Origin of the sequence: Actinoplanes sp. NBC_00393 (assembly GCF_036053395.1) — a bacterium.
GTDB lineage: Bacteria > Actinomycetota > Actinomycetes > Mycobacteriales > Micromonosporaceae > Actinoplanes.
Map to the genome: position 1 here is coordinate 10,162,628 of NZ_CP107942.1, position 19,513 is coordinate 10,182,140.

A 19,513-nucleotide genomic window follows, 5' to 3' on the forward strand; every position below is an offset into this window, starting at 1 on the left:
GAGCCGATAGATTCGACACGTGGCCACCGCACTCGTCGTCCAGAACGACCCCACCGATGATCTCCGCCGGCTCGGCGACTGGCTGAGCGAGGCCGGGCTCGAGGTGACCGTCGTGAAGCCGTTCGCGGGTGATCCGCTGCCGGAGAACCTCGACGGATATCTGGCCCTGATCGTGCTCGGCGGCGACCAGAGTGCGTACCCGGACGCAGCCGGCGCCCCCGCGGCCCCCTGGTTCCCGGCGCTCGAGGGCCTGTTCCGCAAGGCGGTCCGGCACCGGGTGCCCACGCTGGGGGTCTGTCTCGGCGGTCAGCTGCTCGCCACCGCGCACGGCGGCTTGGTCGAGCGCAGCACCAACGGCCCGGAGATCGGGCCCGGGCTGGTCGGCAAGCGGGACGCGGCGGACACCGATCCGCTGTTCAAGTGGGTGCCGCTGCTGCCCGACGTGATCCAGTGGCACCGGGACGAGATCACCGAGCTGCCGCTGAACGCGGTCCTGCTCGCCGCCTCCAGCCGGTACCCGCATCAGGCGTTCCGGATCGGCGACCGGGCCTGGGGTCTGCAGTTCCACATCGAGTGTGACGCCGAGATGTTCGCCGACTGGACCCGGATCGGCTCCAGCGAGCTGGACGAGCTGGGTTACGACGCGGAGGTGGTGGCCGGCGCGGTCGCCGGGGTGCTCGCCGACGTGGAGGAGGTCTGGCAGCCGTTCGCGGTCCGGTTCGCCTCGCTGGCGCTCGGCACGCTGCCCGACGCGGACATCCCGAACTCTGGCGCCGGCCGGACCCTGCCGCTGCTGGGGCGGTGATGACCCGGCCCACCCGGCTCGCCCGGTACGGCTTCGCCGACAACGGGGCCCGCGCCACCGACCTGCTCGGTCCGGGCGGTCTGGGGCTGTGGGATCCCGAGGGGCAGGGCCCGGTGGACGGCCGCGCCGCCGACGTGCTCGACGCGCTCTCCAAGGCCGCTGATCCGAACCTCGCGCTGCGCCAGCTGCACCGCCTGGTCGATTCGGTGGGCCGGGCCGCCGAGCGCGGTGCCGGTGGCCGGGTCGCCGGGCCGGGTGGCGCGCTGGTCGTCAACGCGGCCACCGACGAGCTGCTCGACTCGCTGCACCTGGACCACGGGCTGCGGCGCCGGCTCTTCGCGGTGCTGGGCGCCTCGTCGACCCTCGGCGATCATCTGGTCGCCAACCCGGACGAGTGGCGGACCCTGACCACCAGCCGCAGCGGGATGCCACCGGACGCCGAGGGGCGGCTCGCCGTCGACACCGAGCCGCTCACCGTTCCGGAGCTGCGCAAGGCGTACCGGATCTCGCTGTTGCGCATCGCCGCCGCGGACCTGACCGGCGGCCGCGGCCTGGAGCCCACCATGGCCGCGCTGTCCCGGCTGGCCGACGAGACGCTCGCCGCGGCGTACGCGATCGCGGTGGCCGGCCTGCCGTCCGGGACGCCGGAGCCACGCCTCGCGGTCGTGGCGATGGGCAAGTGCGGCGGCAACGAGCTGAACTACGTCTCCGACGTGGATGTGATCTTCGTGGCCGCCGGCGACGACGACCTGACCGCCGGCACCACCGTCGCGGCCCGGCTGATCGAAATTTGCGGGCTGGTCGCCTGGCCGGTGGACGCGGCGCTGCGCCCCGAGGGCAGCCGGGGCCCGCTGGTCCGCACGCTCGCCAGCCATCAGGCCTACTACCGGCGCTGGGCCCGGACCTGGGAGTTCCAGGCGCTGCTGAAGGCCCGACCGGCGGCCGGCGATCTGGCTCTGGCGCAGGAGTGGATCGCCGATCTGGCGCCGCTGGTCTGGCACGCCGCCGAGCGGCCGGAAGCGGTCGCCGACGTCCGCGACATGCGCCGCAAGATCATCGACAACGTGCCGCCCAAGGAACTGGACCGGGAGATCAAACGCGGTCCGGGCGGGCTGCGCGACATCGAGTTCGCGGTGCAGCTGCTCCAGCTCGTGCACGGCCGGGTCGATGAGACGCTGCGCGCGCCGGGCACGCTGCCGGCGCTGCGCGCCCTGGTCTCCGGCGGCTACGTGGGCCGCCAGGACGGCGAGACGCTGCTGCGCGGATATCGCTTCCTGCGCGGCGTCGAGCACCGCCTGCAACTGCAACAACTGAAGCGTACGCACACCGTGCCGGACGATCCGGCCGGAGTGCGCTGGCTCGCCGCCGCCCTCGGCTACACCGCGCTGCCCGGTCAGGGCGCCGTCGAGGCGTTCCGGTCGGACTGGGTCGGCCACGCCGCGAACGTTCGCCGGCTGCACGTGAAACTGCTGTACCAACCGCTGCTGGAGGCGGTCGCCCGGGTGCCCGCCGAGGAGTTGCGGATGACCCCGGAGTCGGCCCGCAAGCGGCTGGAGATCCTCGGCTTCGCCGACCCGGCGGGCGCGCTGCGGCATCTGGAGGCGCTCACCGGCGGGGTCACGCGTACCGCGGCGATCCAGCGCACCCTGCTGCCGATGCTGCTGCAGGACTTCGCCGACGCCCCGGAACCGGATCGTGGGCTGCTCAACTACCGGCACGTCTCGGACAAGCTCGGCAGCACCCCGTGGTACCTGCGGCTGCTGCGCGACGGCGGCCCGGTGGCCCGCCGGCTGGCCCGGGTGCTGAGCCTCTCCCGGTACGCGACCGACCTGCTCACCCGCGACCCGGAGGCGCTGCGCCTGCTGGCCGACGACAACGAGCTGCAGCCGCGGCCGCGGGAGTCGCTGCTGGACGGGTTCGCCGCGGCCGCCGAACGGCACCCGGACCCGGCCCAGGCGATCGGCGCGGTCCGGGCGCTGCGCCGGCGGGAGCTGTTCCGGCTGGCCTGCGCCGACATCCTGCGCCACGGCGAGGACCTGGCCCCGGCCAACCCGCTCGACGTCGGCGCCATCGGCGTGGCGCTCTCCGACGTCACCGACGCCACGCTGAGCGCGGCCCTGAAGATCGCCCGCCGGGTCAAGCCGGGGCAGCCCGGGCTGCGCTTCGCGATCATCGGGATGGGCCGTCTCGGCGGCTACGAGATGAGCTACCCCTCCGACGCCGACGTGCTGTTCGTCTATCAGCCGCCGCCCGGCGCCCCGGAGAGCGAGGCCAGCGCGGCCGCCCACGCGATCGCCGAGGAGCTGCGCCGGCTGCTCAGCTCGCCGGCGCCCGACCCGCCGCTCGGCGTCGACGCCGACCTGCGCCCGGAGGGCCGGCAGGGTCCGCTGGTCCGCAGCCTGCAGGCGTACCAGCAGTATTACGCCCGCTGGTCGAAGGTGTGGGAGTCGCAGGCGCTGCTGCGGGCCCGTTTCATCTGCGGCGACGCGTCGCTGGGCGCCGAGTTCGAGTCCCTCGCCGACGGGGTCCGCTACCCGGACGGCGGCCTCACCCGGGAGCAGGTCATCGAGATCCGCCGGATCAAGGCCCGGGTGGAGACCGAGCGGCTGCCTCGCGGCGCCGACCCGAACACGCACACCAAGCTGGGCCGCGGCGGTCTGGCCGACGTGGAGTGGGCGGTCCAGCTGCTGCAGCTCCGGTACGCCCACGAGGTCCCCGATCTGCGCCGGACCCGGACCCTGGAGGCGCTCGACGGCGAGACCCGGGCCGGTCTGGTGGAGCAGGCCGACGCCGAGGTGATGGCCGACGGCTGGACCCTGGCCGCCGAGGTGCGCAACGCGCTCACCCTGGTCCGCGGCCGCCCGACCGATCAGCTGCCGCGGCACGGGCCGGAGCTGGCCGGCACCGTCCTGCTGCTGGGCGGTGGCGATCCGGGTGAGTTCGTCGACCGCTATCTGCGGGTGACCCGGCGGTCCCGGGCGGCCATGGAACGGGTCCTGGAGTCCTAGCAGGGCTCGGAGACGCCCTTGCCCCGGTAGATGCGGTAGCCGCTGTCGGTGCTGGTGAGCGTGTACCCGACCTGCCAGAGGGTGCAGGTCTCGCCGAGGCGCCCGGGTGGGCCGTCGCCGGCGTCCTGCTGGCTGCGGAAGGTCAGGTCGGCGCGGATCCGGCCGTTCGCGAGGTCGCGGACGCCGGTCAGCCGGATGTCGGAGTCCTCGGTCGTCGCCGTCCCGTCGGAGAAGGCGGCCATCTGCTCGGGGTCGCCGGGGTCGAGATCGCCGGCCGGGTCGAAGACGCCGGCCACGGCCGCGTAGTCCTTCTCGTTGATGCCGGTGAAGTAGGTCTCGAACATCGCGGCGATCTCTGCGGCGCGGGAGTCGGTGACCTCGGGATCCACTGTGACCAGGCGCTTGTCGGTGGTGCCCTCGAGGATCGGGACCGGCGCCGTGGTCCGCTTCGCGCTCGGGACGGCCGTGGGTGTCGTCGTCTGGCCGAACAGCCGCGGCCCGGCGAGCACGCCGGCCGCGATCAGCGCGGCGATGAGCACGGCGATCGGCACGGCCGGGACCAGCCGCCTGTGCTCCGGTTCCGGTTCGACCGGGTCGGCGGGCTCGGGGATCCACACCTGCTCCCGCTCCGGCCGGGGCGCCCGGAGCGGCCCGGCCACGTTGGGCGGGGCGTTGCGCGGCGCGGGCGGCGGGCCGGTCCGGAAGCCGGGCGCCGGAGCGCGCCGGGAGCGCGGCTCAGTTCGCGGTCCGCCCGGCTCGGGATCCCAGCGGTACGGCTGTGGCTCGCGGCCGGTGGGCTCCCAGGGCGCGGGCAGCGGAGGCGGGCTCCAGCGCTCCGGCGTCCCCGCGCGGGCATGGCCGCACACCTCGCAGGCGTCGGGCGAATCGGCGTTCGTCTCGCCGCAGTTGACGCAGATCCACATCCGACCGTCCACTCCCGCCGTTTGTCGAGGGTTTGCCGGAAATCCAGTGAATCGCGCAGACTCGTCCCCACGTAATGTCCCCTCCGGTCAACGATTCCTGCCGAACGGCCGACCCGGGTGACGGACTAAGAGCTGACTTTTGGCCCGCGAGTGTCTAGCGGTTGGCGGCGGCGATCACGCGGGTCAGGGCCTCGTGGACCACGCGCAGGTCCTCGATCGGCATGCCGAGCCGCTCCACCACGGCCGGCGGGATCTTCTCGGCCTCGGTGCGCAGCTCCCGGCCCCGCTCGGTCAGTGTGATCGCCAGGCTGCGCTCGTCCTGCGGGTCGCGCTCGCGTCGCAGGTAGCCGATCGCCTCGAGCCGCTTCAACAGCGGGGACAGGGTGCCCGGGTCGAGCTGGAGCAGCTCGCTGAGGCGGCGCACGGAGAGCGGAGCGTACTGCCAGAGGGCGAGCATCACCAGGTACTGCGGGTGGGTGAGGCCCATCGGCTCGAGCAGCGGGCGGTAGATCGCCACCACGCTGCGGGCGGCCACCGACAGGGCGAAGCAGACCTGCTGCTCCAGTGCAAGAGGGTCGTCACTCACTTGCGCATCTCCTCAGGTCGACGGTTACTCTACCAATAGTTGGGGTACCAATGATTGGCCCGCCAACCTTCGGAGGAGAGGCACTGTGTCGAGGTTCTCGGACTGGTTCCACCGGACGTTCGACGACTGGTTCTTCCGCTCGATGATCGGCCCGGCACAGACGAAGGGCGCGGTCCAGGGCTGCGACGAGTTCGCCCGCGAGCAGTGGAAGCGCGACCTGGAGAACCGCAAGCGCTACACCCGTGAGCAGCGGGAACGCAAGCGTGCCGAAAAAGCCGCCGGCTAGCCGAGCGCGCTGGTCAGGGTGTAACGGCCGGCGGCCGGCACCCGCACCCGGGTCCACTCGCCGTCGGCCGAGACCGTGGCGCCGCCGGTGACGGTGAACCAGCGGTGATGGCGGACCCGGATCGCGACCTCGCTCGCGGCCGGGGCGTCGAAGACCACGGTGGCGGCGTCCTGGGAGACCAGCGCCGCCGGGGCGGCGACGATCGGCCGGGGGCCGGCCACCGCGTACAGGCGCCAGTGGGCGTCGGACCAGACCAGTGACAGGTACGGCAGGCCGGCCGTCACGAGAGCCGCCTCCTTCCGGCCCGGCCAGGCGAGCTCGGCGTCCGGGATCGCGACGAACTGCACCGCCTGCTCGGCCAGCCACTCCCGGTAGCGGTCGGCGGTCAGTTCGACGCCGGTGCCCGCGGCGCCGGGCACCGTGGTGAAGAAGAGCGGGTTCCGGTCGATGTCGGCCTGCCGCAACCAGCCCCGGGCCAGGGGGATCTCGCCCATGTGGGCCGCCTCCCAGTAGGCCCGGGTCGGCGGGATCTCCACCCGCCCGGTCAGCTCCTCCGCGGCCAGGCGGTCGCGCAGCGCGGCGAAGTAGGCCGGGTCGGCGGTCGGGTTGCCGATGTCCCGCACGTCGTCGAGCACGGCCGGCGGCTGCCACCAGAAGACCACGGTGAGCAGCGCGGCGAGGCCCCAGACCGGCATCGGCGAGCTCCGGCGGGGGAGTCGCGCGTAAGCGGCCAGGACCGGGAGGCCGAACATCACTGCCAGGCGGGTGGCGTTCAGACCGACCGGGGTGTGGATCAGGGCGGCGGTGAGCACGCCGGCCGAGGAGAGCAGCGCGCCGATCCGAACCGGTCGCAGGGGCACGAACACCGCCACCACCAGGCCGGTGACCACCGCACGCAGGGTGTCGGTGCGGCTGATGTTCATCCACCCACCGTCACCGAAGAGCAGCGACGTCACCGCGAGCGGCAGCGCGGCCGGAACGGCCAGCAGCAGGCCGTCCTGGATGCGGCGGCTGAGCAGCAGGGCCACCCCGGCCAGGCCGGTAAACAGGCCCGCGACCGGGCTGGTCGCTCCGGCCAGGAAGGCGGCGAGCGCCGCGAGGCGGCGCAGCCGGGGGAAGGTGAGCAGGACCAGCGCGGCGACACCCAGACAAACCCCGAGGCCGTACGTGACTCGCCCGCTCACCAGGTTCCCGGCGAAGCCGAGCAGCCCGAACGCCGCGCCGAGCGCCGGACGGGCCGCCCCGGTACGCCGGAACAGCACCGCCAGCAGCACCGGCCCCGCGATGACGGTGAGGACACCGGTGACCCGCACCCCGAGCAGGGCCATCACCGGTTGTGACACCAGGCTGTAGCCGAACTGTTCGACACCGGCGTACCAGCGCAGATCGACCGGCGTGCCGCCGTGCTCGGCGAAGAAGCCGGCCCGGGCCACCTGGGCGGCCAGGTCCGAACCCATCGGGGGCAGCAGCAGGTAGCCGACGCCGACGAGCACCGCCACCAGCGCGGTGCTCCACTCCAGCCGGTGCCGGGCCCACATCCCGCCGACAGTACCGGTCTACCGGCGGTTGCAGCCTGTCACGGTAGGGTCGTCGCCATGCCCCGACCGTTCCTCGTCCGATATGCGGGGCTGGCAGGCACTCTGCTGCTCGCGGTGGCGGCCTGGTACGGCGGTGCGACCGACCCGTGGGAACCGACGGTGACGCCGCGCACGATTTTCGCCGGGCAGGACGGTGTGCTGCTGCCGGTGGCCTGGCTGCTCGGCACGGCTCTGCTGATCGGCGCCTGGTGGATCGGGCGCAAGGTGGTCCCGTCGACCCGGTGGGCATATGTGACGGCCGGCCTCTGGGCGCTGCCGCTGCTGCCGTTCCTCCCGTTGGGCAGCTACGACGTCTACTCGTACGCCTGTCAAGGCTGGCAGCAGGCAGCGGGGCTCAACCCGTACGCCGGCGGTGTCGATCTCCTGGGTTGTCCCTGGGCCGACGCCGTGGCGCCCACCTGGCGCGAAGCCCCGGCCCCCTACGGCCCGGTGTTCCTGGTGCTCGCGGCGGCCGCCGCGAGGCTGGGCGGCTCGCTGACCGGGACCGTCGCGCTGCTCCGGCTGATCGCCGTGCTCGGGGTCGTGGTGATCGGCTGGTGCCTGCCGGTGCTGGCCCGCCGGGCCGGAGTGCCGCCCGAGCGTGCGGTCTGGCTGGTGCTGGCCTGCCCGCTGGTGCCGATCCACCTGATCTCGGGGGCGCACAACGAGGCGGTGATGGTCGCCCTGATCCTGGCCGGGCTGACGGTTGCGGCAACCGGCGACGGGATGCGCCGGATGCTGCTCGCCGGGGTGCTGCTCGGCCTGGCGGTCGGGGTGAAGGCGACCGCGGTGGTGGTGCTGCCGTTCGTGATGTTGCTATTCGGGTGGAAGAAGGCCGTCGTGGTGGTCGGTGGGGGAGCGGCCGCCACGCTCACGGCCGTCTCGTTCGGCTCGGGCCTGGGCCTGGGCTGGGTGACCGGGCTGACCGGCAGCGGCGTCTCGGTGCAGTGGACCGCGCCGCCCACCGCGATCGGGCTGACCCTGGATCTCATCGGCGTGCCGGGCGCAGTGCCGGTGACCCGCGTTCTCGGCATGATCGCCCTCGCGGTGGCGCTGGTCGTGCTCTGGGTGCGGGCGTGGCACCGGGACCCGGTGCACTATGCCGGGCTGGCGCTGGCCGCGACCGTGCTGCTCGCCCCGGTCTTCCACCCCTGGTACGCCCTCTGGCCGCTCGCCGTGCTCGCTACGACGGTGCGCCGGGACACTCTCTGGCTCGTCGCGCCGTGTGCCGTGGCCGCCGCCCTGTGCCTGCCGGACGGGTACAACCTGGCACTGGTGACCCGGGCGCAGGGCGCGGTCGTGATCACTGTGCTCGCCGGTTATCTAGCGTGGAAAGTGCTGCATGAAGCGAATCGCGACAGTCGTCGGCTTGGCACTGCTCACGGCGGGGATCGTGGTCCTCGCCGCGATCCGTAACGAGTTCTTCGACTCCAAGGTCTACTTCGGCGCGGTCCAGTACTGGTTCCGCGACGGCGGCATGGTCTACGACTGGATGCGGCCGGGGACACCGTACGGCTTCACCTACCCGCCGTTCGCCGGGCTGGTGATGATGCCGATGGCGTACCTGCCGTTCCCGCTCGTCGTGGTGATCGCCGGCATCGGCACCGTGCTCACCACGGCCCTGCTGGTCTGGTGGCTGGCCGGGCCGCTGATCAGGCGCAAGGGGTGGACGACGTGGTTCGCGTTCGCCGTCGCCCTCTGCCTGGCCCTGAGCTTCGAGCCGGTGCGCGAGACGTTCACCTTCGGCCAGGTGAACACCCTGCTGCTCGCCCTGGTCGCCGGCGACATGCTGTTCGGCGTGGCGCGCGGCCGCAAATGGGCCGGGATCGGCATCGGCCTGGCCGTGGCGATCAAGCTGACCCCCGGCGTCTTCATCCTGTATCTGCTGGTCACCCGCAGATGGCGGGCCGCGGCGACCGCGATCGGTACGGCCGCCGCCGCCACCCTGCTGGCCGGCGCCCTCTTCGTGGACCAGTCCCGCGAGTTCTGGACCTCCGCGCTGTGGGACACCAACCGGGTCGGGCTGCTCCACTACCTCTCCAACCAGTCCGAACGCGGCTTCCTGGCCCGGCTGCCGATCGACACGGTCGAGTCGACGGTCTGGCTGGTCTGCGTCCTGGCCACCCTCGCCTTCTGGGCGTGGCGGGTGGCGAAGGCCCCGGACGACGTGGTCGGCGGCCTGGCCCTCACCGGCGTGCTGGGCTGCCTGATCAGCCCGGTGACCTGGATCCACCACTGTGTCTGGCTGATCCCGGCGCTGGTGCGGTGCTTCGAGTCCGGCGGACGGACCCGATGGCTGTCGGTGGCCGCCTACGTGCTGATGACCTCCCGGCTGACCTGGCTCTGGGAGAAGTCGCCGCGGCCACCGCTGGCCCTGCTCGGCGGCAACATTTATGTCTGGTTCAGCCTGGCTCTGCTGATCTGGACACCCGTCGGCACCCGCCGTTCGTCTGACGTCAACGAAGCGGACAAGATCATCGCGTAGTCAGAGCGCATGTCCATTCGCCGTACCACCTCGGCGGTTGTCTCCGTCGCGGCGCTCGCCGCCGTCGCTGCCGCGCCCACCGCAGCGACCGCGCATGGCCGCGCCGCGGGCTTCCACCGACTCTCCACCTTTCCGGCATACCTGAACTCGTCGATCGACGACACCGCGGCTGCCGAGATCTCCACCGTCACCGAGGACGGCCGCACGGTCGTGTACACCGACAGCCCGGGCAAGCGGCTCGGCTTCGTCGACATCACGAACCCGTCCCGGCCGGCCGCCGCGGGAACGCTCGCGGTCGGTGGCGAACCCACGTCGGTGGCGCACCTCGGCCGGCTGCTGCTGGCCGGTGTGAACACCCGGACCAGCTTCACCTCGCCGTCCGGCAAGCTGGTCGTGATCGACTCGAGGTCTCGTGCCGTGGTCCGGGAGATCGACCTCGGCGGCCAGCCCGACTCGGTCGCGGTCGCGCCGAGTGGTCGCTACGTCGCGGTCGCCATCGAGAACGAGCGCGACGAGGACGTGAACGACGGCGCGATCCCGCAGGCGCCGGCCGGATGGCTCGCCGTGATCGATACGAAGACCTGGAAGGTCTCTCGGATTGCGCTGACCGGTTTGTCGGCGGTTGCCCCGACGGACCCGGAGCCGGAGTACGTCAGCATCAACTCGCGGGACGAAGCGGTCGTCTCGCTGCAGGAGAACAACCACCTGGCCGTGGTGTCGTTGTCGTCACGCAAGATCATCCGCAGCATTGATGCGGGCTCGGTCACGGTCACCGGCGTCGACACCCTCGACGACGACAAGATCTCGCTGGACGGGACGATCACCGCGAAGCGCGAACCGGACGGCGTCGCCTGGATCACCGACGACCTGTTCGCCACGGCCAACGAGGGCGACTACGAGGGCGGCTCCCGCGGCTGGTCGATCTTCAGCAAGAAGACCGGCAAGGCGGTCTGGGACGCCGGCAACACCCTCGAGCACATCGCCGTCGCGCACGGGCAGTACCCGGACAAGCGCTCCGACGCCAAGGGCATCGAGGCGGAGAACGTGGCGTTCGCCCGCATCGCCGGCGTGCCGTACGTCTTCGTCAACTCCGAGCGGGGCAACTTCACCGCGGTCTACGACGTCACCAACCCGCTCAAGCCGCGCTTCAAGCAGCTGCTGCCGACCACGAACGGCCCCGAGGGCGTCGTCGCGGTCCCGTCCCGCGGTCTGGTCGTCGTCTCCAGCGAGGAGGAGGACGCGTCGATCGGCATCCGCGGCACGGTCCAGGTCTTCGGCCTCGGCGCTCCGTCCTCCTCGCAGATCGTTTCGAGAGACGACATCCCGTGGGGTGCGCTCTCCGCGCTGTCGGCCGTGCCTGGCCGCCGCGACCGGCTCGCCAGCGTCACCGACGCGGTCTACTCGCCGACCCGCATCCTCGGCCTCACCACCGACGGCGTGATCCACTCCGAGCTCACGGTCACCAAGGGAGGCGAGCCGGTGGGCTACGACGCCGAGGGGCTGGTGGTGCGCAAGCAGGGCGGCTACTGGCTGGCGGTCGAAGGAACCAACACTCTGGTACGCCTGAACTCGCGCGCCGAGGTGCAGGAAGAGATCCCGCTGTCCGCCGACGTGGCCGCCGCGGTCACCAGCAACGGACTGGAAGGCATCGCCGAGGTCGGCACGTCCGTCTGGGTGGCCGTCCAGCGCCCGATCAAGGGTGACCCGGCGGACACCGCCCGGATCGGCCGCTACGACACGGTCACCAAGACCTGGTCGTGGCTGCTCTACCCGCTCGACACCGCCCCCACCGGCTGGGTCGGCCTGTCCGAGCTGGTCGCGGTCGACGCCAACACGTTCGCCGTGATCGAGCGCGACAACCAGCGCGGCACCCTCGCCGCGATCAAGAAGATCTACACCTTCGACGTGCCGGCCACCTGGACCGGCACCCCGACGGTGAGGAAGAAGCTGGTCAAGGACCTGCTGCCGCTGCTCAAGGCCGACGGCGGCTGGGTGCAGGACAAGGTCGAGGGCCTGGCAGTCGCCGGAGACGGCCGGACGTACGCGGTCACCGACAACGACGGCATCGACGACGCCGCCGGCGAGACCGTCTTCCTCGACCTGGGAAGGCTCCTGCCAAACTGATCTAGTGGGATTCGAGGTGCTGCGCGGGACGGCCGGGCTGACGCTCGGCGACGTCGCACACGTCCTGATTCCCGGTCACGGCCGGGATCAGGACTGCACCGGCCTCAACCCCGCAGGCGTGGACCGGTGCCGTACCGCGATGGAACTGCATCGGTCCGGCCTGCCCGGGGTGATCGTCTGCGCCGGATACAAGTCACCCATCGACTGCAAAGGTGTCGCCTGGACCGCCGACGACCTGCCGTCGGAAACTTTCCAGGGCACACCCGAGGCCGACCTGATGCGCTCCTGGCTACTCGCCGCCGGCGTCCCGGCCGCCGCCGTCCGGGTCGAACGGCGCTCCGTCGACACCGTGACGAACCTACTCCGCGCCGAGCACGAGGGCCACTTCGGTGACGATCGTCCGGTGGCGATCGTCGCCCAGCGCGGCCACCTGCACCGCATCCTCACCGTCGTAGCGCCGCGCACCCTGCGCCGGCCGTACCTGGGCGTCGTCGTCCCCCCGGCCGGCCGCCGAACACGCGAGAACCCGCTGGCCACACCCGGGAGCCGGCTGATCAGCGCCCGCCTGCCGGCCGACCCGAACGCCGCGATCGCCGAAGCCACCCGCCGCGCCGAACTGCTGTGGGGCGCGGTGCGACGGCTGGGCAAGCGCAGCTATCACTGACTCTCGTCAAGCTCCGCGAGCACGTCGGCGGCATCCTGGCTCCCGGCCGCGGCGAGGCGGCGCAACTCGTCCAGGTCGCCGCGCTCCCCGGCCAGCTCGACCAGCACATCAACCGCGTCGGAGCTCCCGGCCGCGGCCAGCCGGCGCAACTCGTCGAAGTCACCACGCTCACCCGCCAGCTCGACCAGCTGATCAGTGGCGTCCCGGTCCCCACTCGCCGCGCGGCGGCGCAGCTCCGCCAGTTCGTCCTCAGTCATGCTGACAGCAAAGCAGGTCAGGGAGACCGATGGGTGCCTATGTCAGTGTGCGGGGCGTCGGCTGTGGACTGGTTGCTGAGCCAGCTCCGGGAGGCGGCCGCCCTTCCGCCCGCGCCTGACCCCGAGGACACGGTCCGCGGTCTGTTCCTGGCCCACCACGAGGGAACCGGCATGCAGGAGTGGCAGATCCCGGTTGCGCGTCACGCGAGCGCCATAAGACACAGCCGGAGCCCGGTTTCCGGGCTTTTCGATCATCCGGCTGGCACTTACGCACCCGTCAAAGGGGTTGAGGCAGCACCAGCTCCCAGCCGGCCTTCGGAAACCGGCCGTGGAGACCACCCGGCTGGGAGTTGCGGCTGCCCCGTGACCCACAGGTTCCCGAAACGCCGGCACATCCGCAGCGGGTGTAGGCACACCCACTGCGGATGTGGCCGTTCACCCGAGAGGTCCCTCGCCGGACGCCGCACGCACTGATCCGCCCGCCGTACGGGTCCGGATGAACCGGGAGAGGGCCGGCCGCCGCTGCGCGGAGGCTCGGCGTGCGCGAAACGGCGGCCACACCCAGCCGGAGCCAGGCATGACCGCCGTTCGCGACGTGTTGTGCGTCAGACGTTGTAGTACATCTCGAACTCGTGCGGGGTCGGGCGCAAGCGCACCGGGTCGACCTCGTTGGCTCGCTTGTAGTCGATCCACGTGGAGATCAGGTCGTCGGTGAAGACGCCGCCCGCGGTCAGGTACTCGTGGTCGGCCTCGAGGGAGTTGAGGACGCCGTCGAGGGAGCCGGGCACCTGCTTGACGCTGCCCCACTCCTCCGGCGGCAGGTCGTACAGGTCCTTGTCGATCGGGGCCGGCGGCTCGATCTTGTTCTTGATGCCGTCGAGGCCGGCCATCATCTGGGCCGAGAACGACAGGTACGGGTTGCCCGACGGGTCCGGCACGCGGAACTCGACGCGCTTGGCCTTCGGGTTGCTGCCGGTCACCGGGATGCGGGTGCAGGCGGACCGGTTGCGCTGCGAGTAGACCAGGTTGACCGGGGCCTCGTAGCCGGGCACCAGGCGCCGGTACGAGTTGACGGTCGGGTTGGTGAACGCGAGCAGCGACGGCGCGTGGTGCAGCAGGCCGCCGATGTACCAGCGGGCCATGTCGGACAGGCCGGCGTAGCCGGTCTCGTCGTAGAACAGCGGCTCGCCGTTCAGCCAGAGGCTTTGGTGGGTGTGCATGCCGGAGCCGTTGTCACCGAACAGCGGCTTCGGCATGAAGGTGACGGTCTTGCCCTCGGCCCGCGCGGTGTTCTTGATGATGTACTTGAACAGCTGCATCTGGTCGCCGGCGTGCAGCAGCGTCGAGAACTTGTAGTTGATCTCGGCCTGGCCGGCGGTGCCGACCTCGTGGTGCGAGCGCTCGACGGTGAAGCCGGTATCGATCAGCTTGCGGACCATGATGTCGCGCAGGTCGGAGTAGTGGTCGACCGGCGAGACCGGGAAGTAGCCACCCTTGTAGGTGGTCTTGTAGCCGAGGTTGCCGCCCTCTTCCTCGCGGCCCGAGTTCCAGGCGCCCTCGATCGAGTCGATGTAGTAGAACGACTGGTGCGCCGAGGTCTCGTGGCGGATCGAGTCGAAGATGTAGAACTCGGCCTCGGCGCCGAAGTAGGCGGTGTCCGCGATGCCGCTGGAGGCCAGGTACGCCTCGGCCTTCTTCGCCACGTTCCGCGGGTCACGCGAGTAGGCCTCGCGGGTGAACGGGTCGTGGATGAAGAAGTTCAGCGCGAGGGTCTTCTGGATCCGGAACGGGTCGACGAACGCGGTGGCGACGTCCGGCAGCAGCATCATGTCGGACTCGTGGATGGCCTGGAAGCCGCGGATCGAGGATCCGTCGAAGGCGAGGCCGTCGGTGACAACACTGTCGTCGAACGACTCGACCGGGATGTTGAAGTGCTGCATCACACCCGGGAGGTCACAGAAACGTACGTCGACGAACTTGACGTCCTCGTCTTTGAGGTATCGCAGGAGTTCCTCGGGATTGGCGAACACACGTCCTCCTGGCACAGTTTTCTTCGATACCGGGCGGCACGGGCCGCCACCTGGCAAGGCTGGTCGCGACGTTATGGGTGCGGGGTTGCCCCGGCGTATCCCTATTGTTTCCGTCGTGTTACGCCATCCAGTGGGCACGCACGGCGGAGCGCGCGCCCGATCAACCGGACCCTATCGCGTACGCTCGGCAGACGTGGCTGCTTCCGTAAACGAGACGACCGGTCTCGAACCCGCCGGTCTCGGCCCGCGACTGGCCGCCCTGGTGATCGACTGGGTGCTCTGCCTGCTCATCGGGAGCCTCTACGCCAGCCCCAACGAGGAGCCCTGGGCCGCGGTGCTCATCCTGGTGGCGGCGAACACGTTCTTCATCGGCCTGTTCGCGCAGACGCCCGGGATGCGGCTGCTCCGCATCCGCTGCGCCTCCTACCCGGACGGCGGAGTGCTGGGCCTGGGCCGCGGCCTGATCCGCGGCCTGCTGCTCGGCCTCTTCATCCCGGCGATGCTGCTCAACAGTCAGGGCCGCGGCCTGCACGACCGGGTCGCCAACTCGATCGTGGTCAGCGTGCCCCGCCGCCAGGACGGTCCCGGAAGGCGCGTTTGATCTCCGGCTCGGGCGGTTCCTCGCCCCGGCCGGTCACCACGCCGCCGCCGGGTGTGCGTACCCCGAAGGCCTGGGTGTCGGTGACGATGTCGTCGGCTCCGCGCTCCGGCACGGGCTCGCCGCCGGTGCGGCGTTTGCCCAGCTCCGGCGTGACAGTGCGGGGTCTGGACCGGGTTGCCGGGTCGGCCTGACGGTCCGCTGCCGGGCTGCGCAGGCCCCACGGTCCGCCGTCCGGCTTGGCCCGCTGCGGCGCTTCGATGTTGCCGGACCGGGCGCCGGCCCGGGCCTGTTCGGCGCCGAAGAAGTCGGCCCACGCAGCAGCGGCACGGTCGCGGCGCGAGGCACGCGGCGGCGGTCCGGGCGGCGCGGCCGGTGAGGTGGGCCGGTTCAGCACGGGCGGCGCGGTGCCACCCGGCCGTCCGGCCTGGCGGCCTCCCTGTGACGGCCGCACCTCTTCCGCGCTGCCCGGGCGCCGGTCACGGTCTCCATGCGGATTTTTCAGTACGGGCGGAGCGGCCGAACCGGGTGGCCGGGCGAAGGTCTGATCGCCCCCGGCCGGCGTACCGGACGGCCGGTTCGGATCGCCGGGCCGCCCGCGGCCACGCTCCCCGGGCCGGCCGGTCTGCGGCGGCGGCGTGATGCCGGTCCCGCGTTCGCCGGGCCGGCCAGTCTGGGGTGGCGGCGTGATGCCGGTCCCGCGTTCGCCGGGCCGGCCGGTCTGGGGTGGCGGCGTGGCGCCGGTTCCGCGACCGCGCTCGCCGGGACGACCGGTCTGGGGCGGCGGGGTGTAGATCGGACCGCGACCGCGGTCGGCCGGACGGCTCGGCTGCGCGGCGGCCGGGTTGGCCGTGGGTGTGCGGCGCCGGTCGCCCGGCCTGCCGGTCTGGGCCGGCGGGAGGATCGGCTGGCCGGTGCCCGAGCGGCGGATCTCCCGGCCGCCGGACGGTCCGACCGGGGTGCCGGTGGGGCCGGTGGGCCGGCGCAGCGACCGGCCGGGCGGTGGGGCGGCGCCGGGCGGGACGACGAGGTTGCCCTGGCGGCCGGGCCGTCCGAACTGGCCGGGCAGCGGCGGGCGCACCACGTTGGGCGGGATCACCGACCCACCGGGCGGGATCGACGTGCCCGGCGGCAGGGTCGCTCCGGGCGGCAGCGTGCCCGGCGGCAAGGCGGCGCCCGGCGGAAGCGTGCCGGGCGGCAACGTTCCCGGGGGCAGTGTGCCCGGCGGCAAGGTGCCGGGCGGCAGAGTCCCGGGCGGCAGAGTCCCGGGCGGGAGGGTGCCGGGCGGGAGTTGGGCACCGGGTGGAAGCACTCCCGGCGGCAGCACCCCTGGTGGGAGGACGCCGGGCGGCAGGACACCGGGCGGCAGGGTGCCCGGCGGCAGCTGACCGCCGGGCGGAAGCGTGCCGGGCGGTGCCACGCCGGGCGGGAGCACGCCAGGCGGAAGCGTGCCCGGGGGGACCACGCCGGGCGGCAGCGTCCCGGGCGGCGTCACGCCTTCCGGGGGCGCGATGAGGTCCGGCGGCAGCTGCGGCTGCGGCAGGTTGGCGCCGGGCGGCAGCGTGCCGGGATTGGCGAGACCGGGCCCAGTCTGTGCCGGGCCGAGCTGACCGGGGAGATTGGGTACGGGCACCGTCGCCGGCGCGCTGAGCACAGCGTTCATCGGCTGCACCGGCGGGCCTACCCCGCTGGCCACCACACCGATGTAGTCGAAGTACTGGTCGCCGTACCGTTGCGCCAGCTGCTGGGCCTCGCGCCGGTAGCGTTCGGTGACCTCGCGCTGATCGTCCTCGATCTCCTCCTGCCGCGCCGCGTTCCAGCTCACGCCCTCGGTCGCGAAGGCGCCGAGGTTCTCCAGGAAGCCGACCTGCTGCGCCTCGCGCATCTCCTGCTCGTAGCGCTGCACCAGGTCGTCGACGTCGCGGCGGGCCTCCAGGCTGATGTTGACCAGGTGACGCAGCGCGGTGACGTTCTTCTGCGCGGCGTCCATCCACACGTCGAGGTAGGTGAGCGCCTCGCCGGGCCCGCGGCGCAGGAACGCGTCCCGCGCCTCCGGCGACTGCCAGTGCTCGTCCTGCAGGACGGTGCTCTGCTGCACCACGTGGTCGCGGATGTCGGCCATGAACGTCCACGCGTTCTGCCACTGGTCGGCCAGCGCGGCCATCTGCTCGGGATGCATGTTGCGCACCTTGCGGGCCACCACCTCGAGGGTCAGCGGATTGCCCGGCCCGGGCGGCGGCGCGAACGGGATCTGCGAATGCGGGTACGTGCCGTACTTCAGCTGCCCGCTGTACGGGCTGTACCCGTAGTTCGGGTCGGCGGTGGCGCCCCAGTACTCACCCATCAGGTCACCCGTTCACGTAGTGCGGAGCGTCGGCGCCGGACGTACGCGTACCGGTCTGGACCTTGTTGGTCTCCTCCAGCAGCCCGCTCTTGCCCGGCTCGTACGTGGTCGTGGTGGTCTCCCGGGTCACCGGGTCCACCTTCTCGGTGGTCAGCTGCGTGGTCCGCCCCTGCGCGTCCACGGTCTCGGTGGACTCCTCGACCACCCGGTCGCCCTCGGTCCGGGTCCGGGTCTCGGTGGTCGACGCCGGTTTGCCGTCCGGCCCGAACGTTTGCTGCGTCGTGGTCGAAACCGGACCGTCCACCCTGGTCGCGACGCGGGTGGTGTTCGTCGAGACCGTTTCGCCGCTGCGGTCGTACACCGTGGTCGTGGTCGTCACGGCGCCTCCCGGCGCCGTGAAGGTCAAGGTCTCCCGCCGCTCACCGTTCGGTCCGGTCGCGATCTGCAGCGTCTGGTACGCCGACACCGGCGTGATCGGCCCCTCCTGCCACTGCGGGCTGGACGCCGGCGGCGGCGCGGCCCCGCCCGCTGTCTGCGCATCCAGATAGGTCGTGCCGACGCCCTCGGGCAACCCGGCGGGCCGGGGGACGTTCTTGTCCCCGAAGGCGAACAGGACGTCGGAGAGCTTGGCCGCCGACAGCGCGTCACCCGATCGATAGCTGTCGGCGATGGTCTGCGCCGCGTTGCCGACGTTGCTCAGCGACTCCGCCAGCTTGCCCAGATAGATGTTGAGCTCACCGGCGTTCGCCATCAGCTGGGCCCGCACCGCGTCCGCCTCGCCGAGGACGTCGCCGTCCCAGGCCTGGCCCGGCATCTCGCTCAACGGCCCCAGGTACGCGGCCCGCGACGCGATGTCGGCCTGCTGACCCTTCATGAGGCGGGCGTACTCACCGAGCCCGTCGAGGTCGACGTCCACCGCGGGACCGTCGGCGAGCCAGGGTGTGCTGGTGTTCGTCGAGGTCTGGTCCGCATACGGATTGTCCGGGCTCATCGCGCCTCCCCAGCTTCGGTGACGCTGGTGTGTACGCACTCTTTCGGGAACCGGTTCGAACCGGTCGGGCGATGCCGGCGTACGGGAAGACATAGACCACTTCCGAGAACCGGGGAGAAGGAACGATGGCAGGCATCGGTCAGGTCCACGCGACACAGGAACAGCTCACCGCGATGGCGCAGCGGTGCGGTGACACCGGCCAGAACATCTCGCAGGGGATGAACCGGCTGATGGGCCAGGTACAGGCCCTCAGCGGCGCGGGTTTCGCCGGCACCGCGAACAACGCGCTGCAGGACGTCTCGGTGCAGCTCAGCGACGGCCTGAACAAGATCATGAGCGCGCTCGACGAGCTCGGCGGCAAGATGTCGTCGGCCTCCACCACCTTCGGCGTGAACGACGAGGAGGCCGCGCAGTCGATCCGCACCGCGGCCGCTTCCGGCGCCGACAGTTCCGTTGTCAGCATCCTGCGCGGCTGAGTGCACGCGAGAGAGATCGGGGAGAAGACCAATGAACATCACCTACAACTTCGGGCAGATCAACGACGCCTCGGCCGCCATCAACAGCTTCCAGAACCAGATGGACCGCGAGCTGAACGACCTGTACACCGCGTTCACCCAGCTGTTCGCGCAGGACTGGTCCGGTGCGGCGGGCACCGCGTGCGACGACGCGCGGCAGAAGTGGAACCAGGGCGCGACCGAGATCAAGTCCGCGCTGGCCAGCGTGGGCGTACGGCTGAGCGAGTCCGCGGAGCGGATGCAGCAGGTGGACCAGCAGATCGCGGCCACCATGTGACCGTGCCTCGAGCGCCCGGCCGCCGGCGAAAGCCCGGCGGCCG

At 71.9% G+C, this 19,513-nt stretch carries 17 protein-coding genes; 10 read left to right on the forward strand and 7 right to left on the reverse strand.

Translation table 11 applies throughout. The annotated features are described in order from the left end of the window. Positions 1-19: 19 nt before the first annotated feature. On the forward strand, positions 20-805 hold the full coding sequence (locus tag OHA21_RS47245; RefSeq protein WP_328466805.1) for a type 1 glutamine amidotransferase: 786 nt from the start codon (positions 20-22) through the stop codon (positions 803-805). Next, complete coding sequence (locus OHA21_RS47250; protein WP_328466807.1) at positions 805-3,813, forward strand: bifunctional [glutamine synthetase] adenylyltransferase/[glutamine synthetase]-adenylyl-L-tyrosine phosphorylase; 3,009 nt, start codon at positions 805-807, stop codon at positions 3,811-3,813. Before OHA21_RS47245 ends, OHA21_RS47250 begins: the two co-directional genes overlap by 1 nt. Here the strand turns inward: OHA21_RS47250 and OHA21_RS47255 are convergent. Next, entirely contained in the window at positions 3,810-4,736 is a 927-nt protein-coding gene (locus tag OHA21_RS47255; RefSeq protein WP_328466808.1) for a hypothetical protein, read from the reverse strand. The genes OHA21_RS47250 and OHA21_RS47255 overlap by 4 nt on opposite strands. Positions 4,737-4,890: 154 nt before the next feature. Beyond that, on the reverse strand, positions 4,891-5,322 hold the full coding sequence (locus OHA21_RS47260; protein WP_328466810.1) for a MarR family winged helix-turn-helix transcriptional regulator: 432 nt from the start codon (positions 5,320-5,322) through the stop codon (positions 4,891-4,893). An 85-nt stretch (positions 5,323-5,407) separates the two neighbouring features. Here OHA21_RS47260 and OHA21_RS47265 point away from each other — a divergent pair, with 85 nt between their 5' ends. Then, positions 5,408-5,608 carry a hypothetical protein gene (locus tag OHA21_RS47265; protein ID WP_328466812.1) on the forward strand — a complete coding sequence of 67 codons (201 nt, stop codon included), beginning with the start codon at positions 5,408-5,410 and terminating at the stop codon, positions 5,606-5,608. On the opposite strand, the gene OHA21_RS47270 is transcribed toward OHA21_RS47265, so the two are convergent. Then, positions 5,605-7,146 (reverse strand): hypothetical protein, encoded by a 1,542-nt coding sequence (locus tag OHA21_RS47270; protein ID WP_328466814.1) that lies wholly within the window; start codon positions 7,144-7,146, stop codon positions 5,605-5,607. The two genes, OHA21_RS47265 and OHA21_RS47270, sit on opposite strands and share 4 nt — an antisense overlap. 57 nt (positions 7,147-7,203) lie before the next feature. On the opposite strand from OHA21_RS47270, the gene mptB reads away from it, so the two are divergent. Genes mptB through OHA21_RS47290 form a run of 4 tightly spaced genes read left to right on the forward strand, consistent with a single transcriptional unit; the run spans position 7,204 to position 12,458 of the window. Then, entirely contained in the window at positions 7,204-8,601 is a 1,398-nt protein-coding gene (mptB, locus tag OHA21_RS47275; RefSeq protein ID WP_328466816.1) for a polyprenol phosphomannose-dependent alpha 1,6 mannosyltransferase MptB, read from the forward strand. Beyond that, the gene (locus OHA21_RS47280) at positions 8,555-9,670 is read left to right on the forward strand and encodes a glycosyltransferase 87 family protein (protein WP_328466818.1); all 1,116 of its coding nucleotides are present in this window, start codon (positions 8,555-8,557) and stop codon (positions 9,668-9,670) included. Before mptB ends, OHA21_RS47280 begins: the two co-directional genes overlap by 47 nt. Positions 9,671-9,679: 9 nt before the next feature. After that, a complete protein-coding gene (locus OHA21_RS47285) occupies positions 9,680-11,794 on the forward strand; it encodes an esterase-like activity of phytase family protein (protein WP_328466820.1) in 2,115 nt (704 codons plus the stop codon). Positions 11,795-11,798: 4 nt separating this feature from the next. After that, a complete protein-coding gene (locus tag OHA21_RS47290; RefSeq protein WP_328466822.1) occupies positions 11,799-12,458 on the forward strand; it encodes a YdcF family protein in 660 nt (219 codons plus the stop codon). On the opposite strand, the gene OHA21_RS47295 is transcribed toward OHA21_RS47290, so the two are convergent. Beyond that, positions 12,452-12,715: a hypothetical protein gene (locus tag OHA21_RS47295; protein WP_328466824.1), complete on the reverse strand. Its 264-nt coding sequence runs from the start codon at positions 12,713-12,715 to the stop codon at positions 12,452-12,454. The two genes, OHA21_RS47290 and OHA21_RS47295, sit on opposite strands and share 7 nt — an antisense overlap. Before the next feature lie 605 nt (positions 12,716-13,320). Beyond that, positions 13,321-14,745, reverse strand: coding sequence for a type I glutamate--ammonia ligase (glnA, locus tag OHA21_RS47300; RefSeq protein ID WP_328466826.1), 1,425 nt, complete (start codon positions 14,743-14,745; stop codon positions 13,321-13,323). A gap of 193 nt (positions 14,746-14,938) precedes the next feature. On the opposite strand from glnA, the gene OHA21_RS47305 reads away from it, so the two are divergent. Further along, positions 14,939-15,346 (forward strand): RDD family protein, encoded by a 408-nt coding sequence (locus OHA21_RS47305; RefSeq protein WP_328466828.1) that lies wholly within the window; start codon positions 14,939-14,941, stop codon positions 15,344-15,346. Here the strand turns inward: OHA21_RS47305 and OHA21_RS47310 are convergent. Next, the gene (locus OHA21_RS47310; protein WP_328466831.1) at positions 15,303-17,687 is read right to left on the reverse strand and encodes a hypothetical protein; all 2,385 of its coding nucleotides are present in this window, start codon (positions 17,685-17,687) and stop codon (positions 15,303-15,305) included. The genes OHA21_RS47305 and OHA21_RS47310 overlap by 44 nt on opposite strands. Before the next feature lie 4 nt (positions 17,688-17,691). Beyond that, a complete protein-coding gene (locus OHA21_RS47315; RefSeq protein ID WP_328466833.1) occupies positions 17,692-18,678 on the reverse strand; it encodes a hypothetical protein in 987 nt (328 codons plus the stop codon). Positions 18,679-18,803: 125 nt separating this feature from the next. Between OHA21_RS47315 and OHA21_RS47320 the strand changes: the two genes are divergently transcribed. Continuing rightward, positions 18,804-19,154: a WXG100 family type VII secretion target gene (locus OHA21_RS47320; RefSeq protein WP_328466835.1), complete on the forward strand. Its 351-nt coding sequence runs from the start codon at positions 18,804-18,806 to the stop codon at positions 19,152-19,154. 31 nt (positions 19,155-19,185) lie between these two features. Next, the gene (locus OHA21_RS47325; protein WP_328466837.1) at positions 19,186-19,470 is read left to right on the forward strand and encodes a WXG100 family type VII secretion target; all 285 of its coding nucleotides are present in this window, start codon (positions 19,186-19,188) and stop codon (positions 19,468-19,470) included. Positions 19,471-19,513 lie beyond the last annotated feature (43 nt).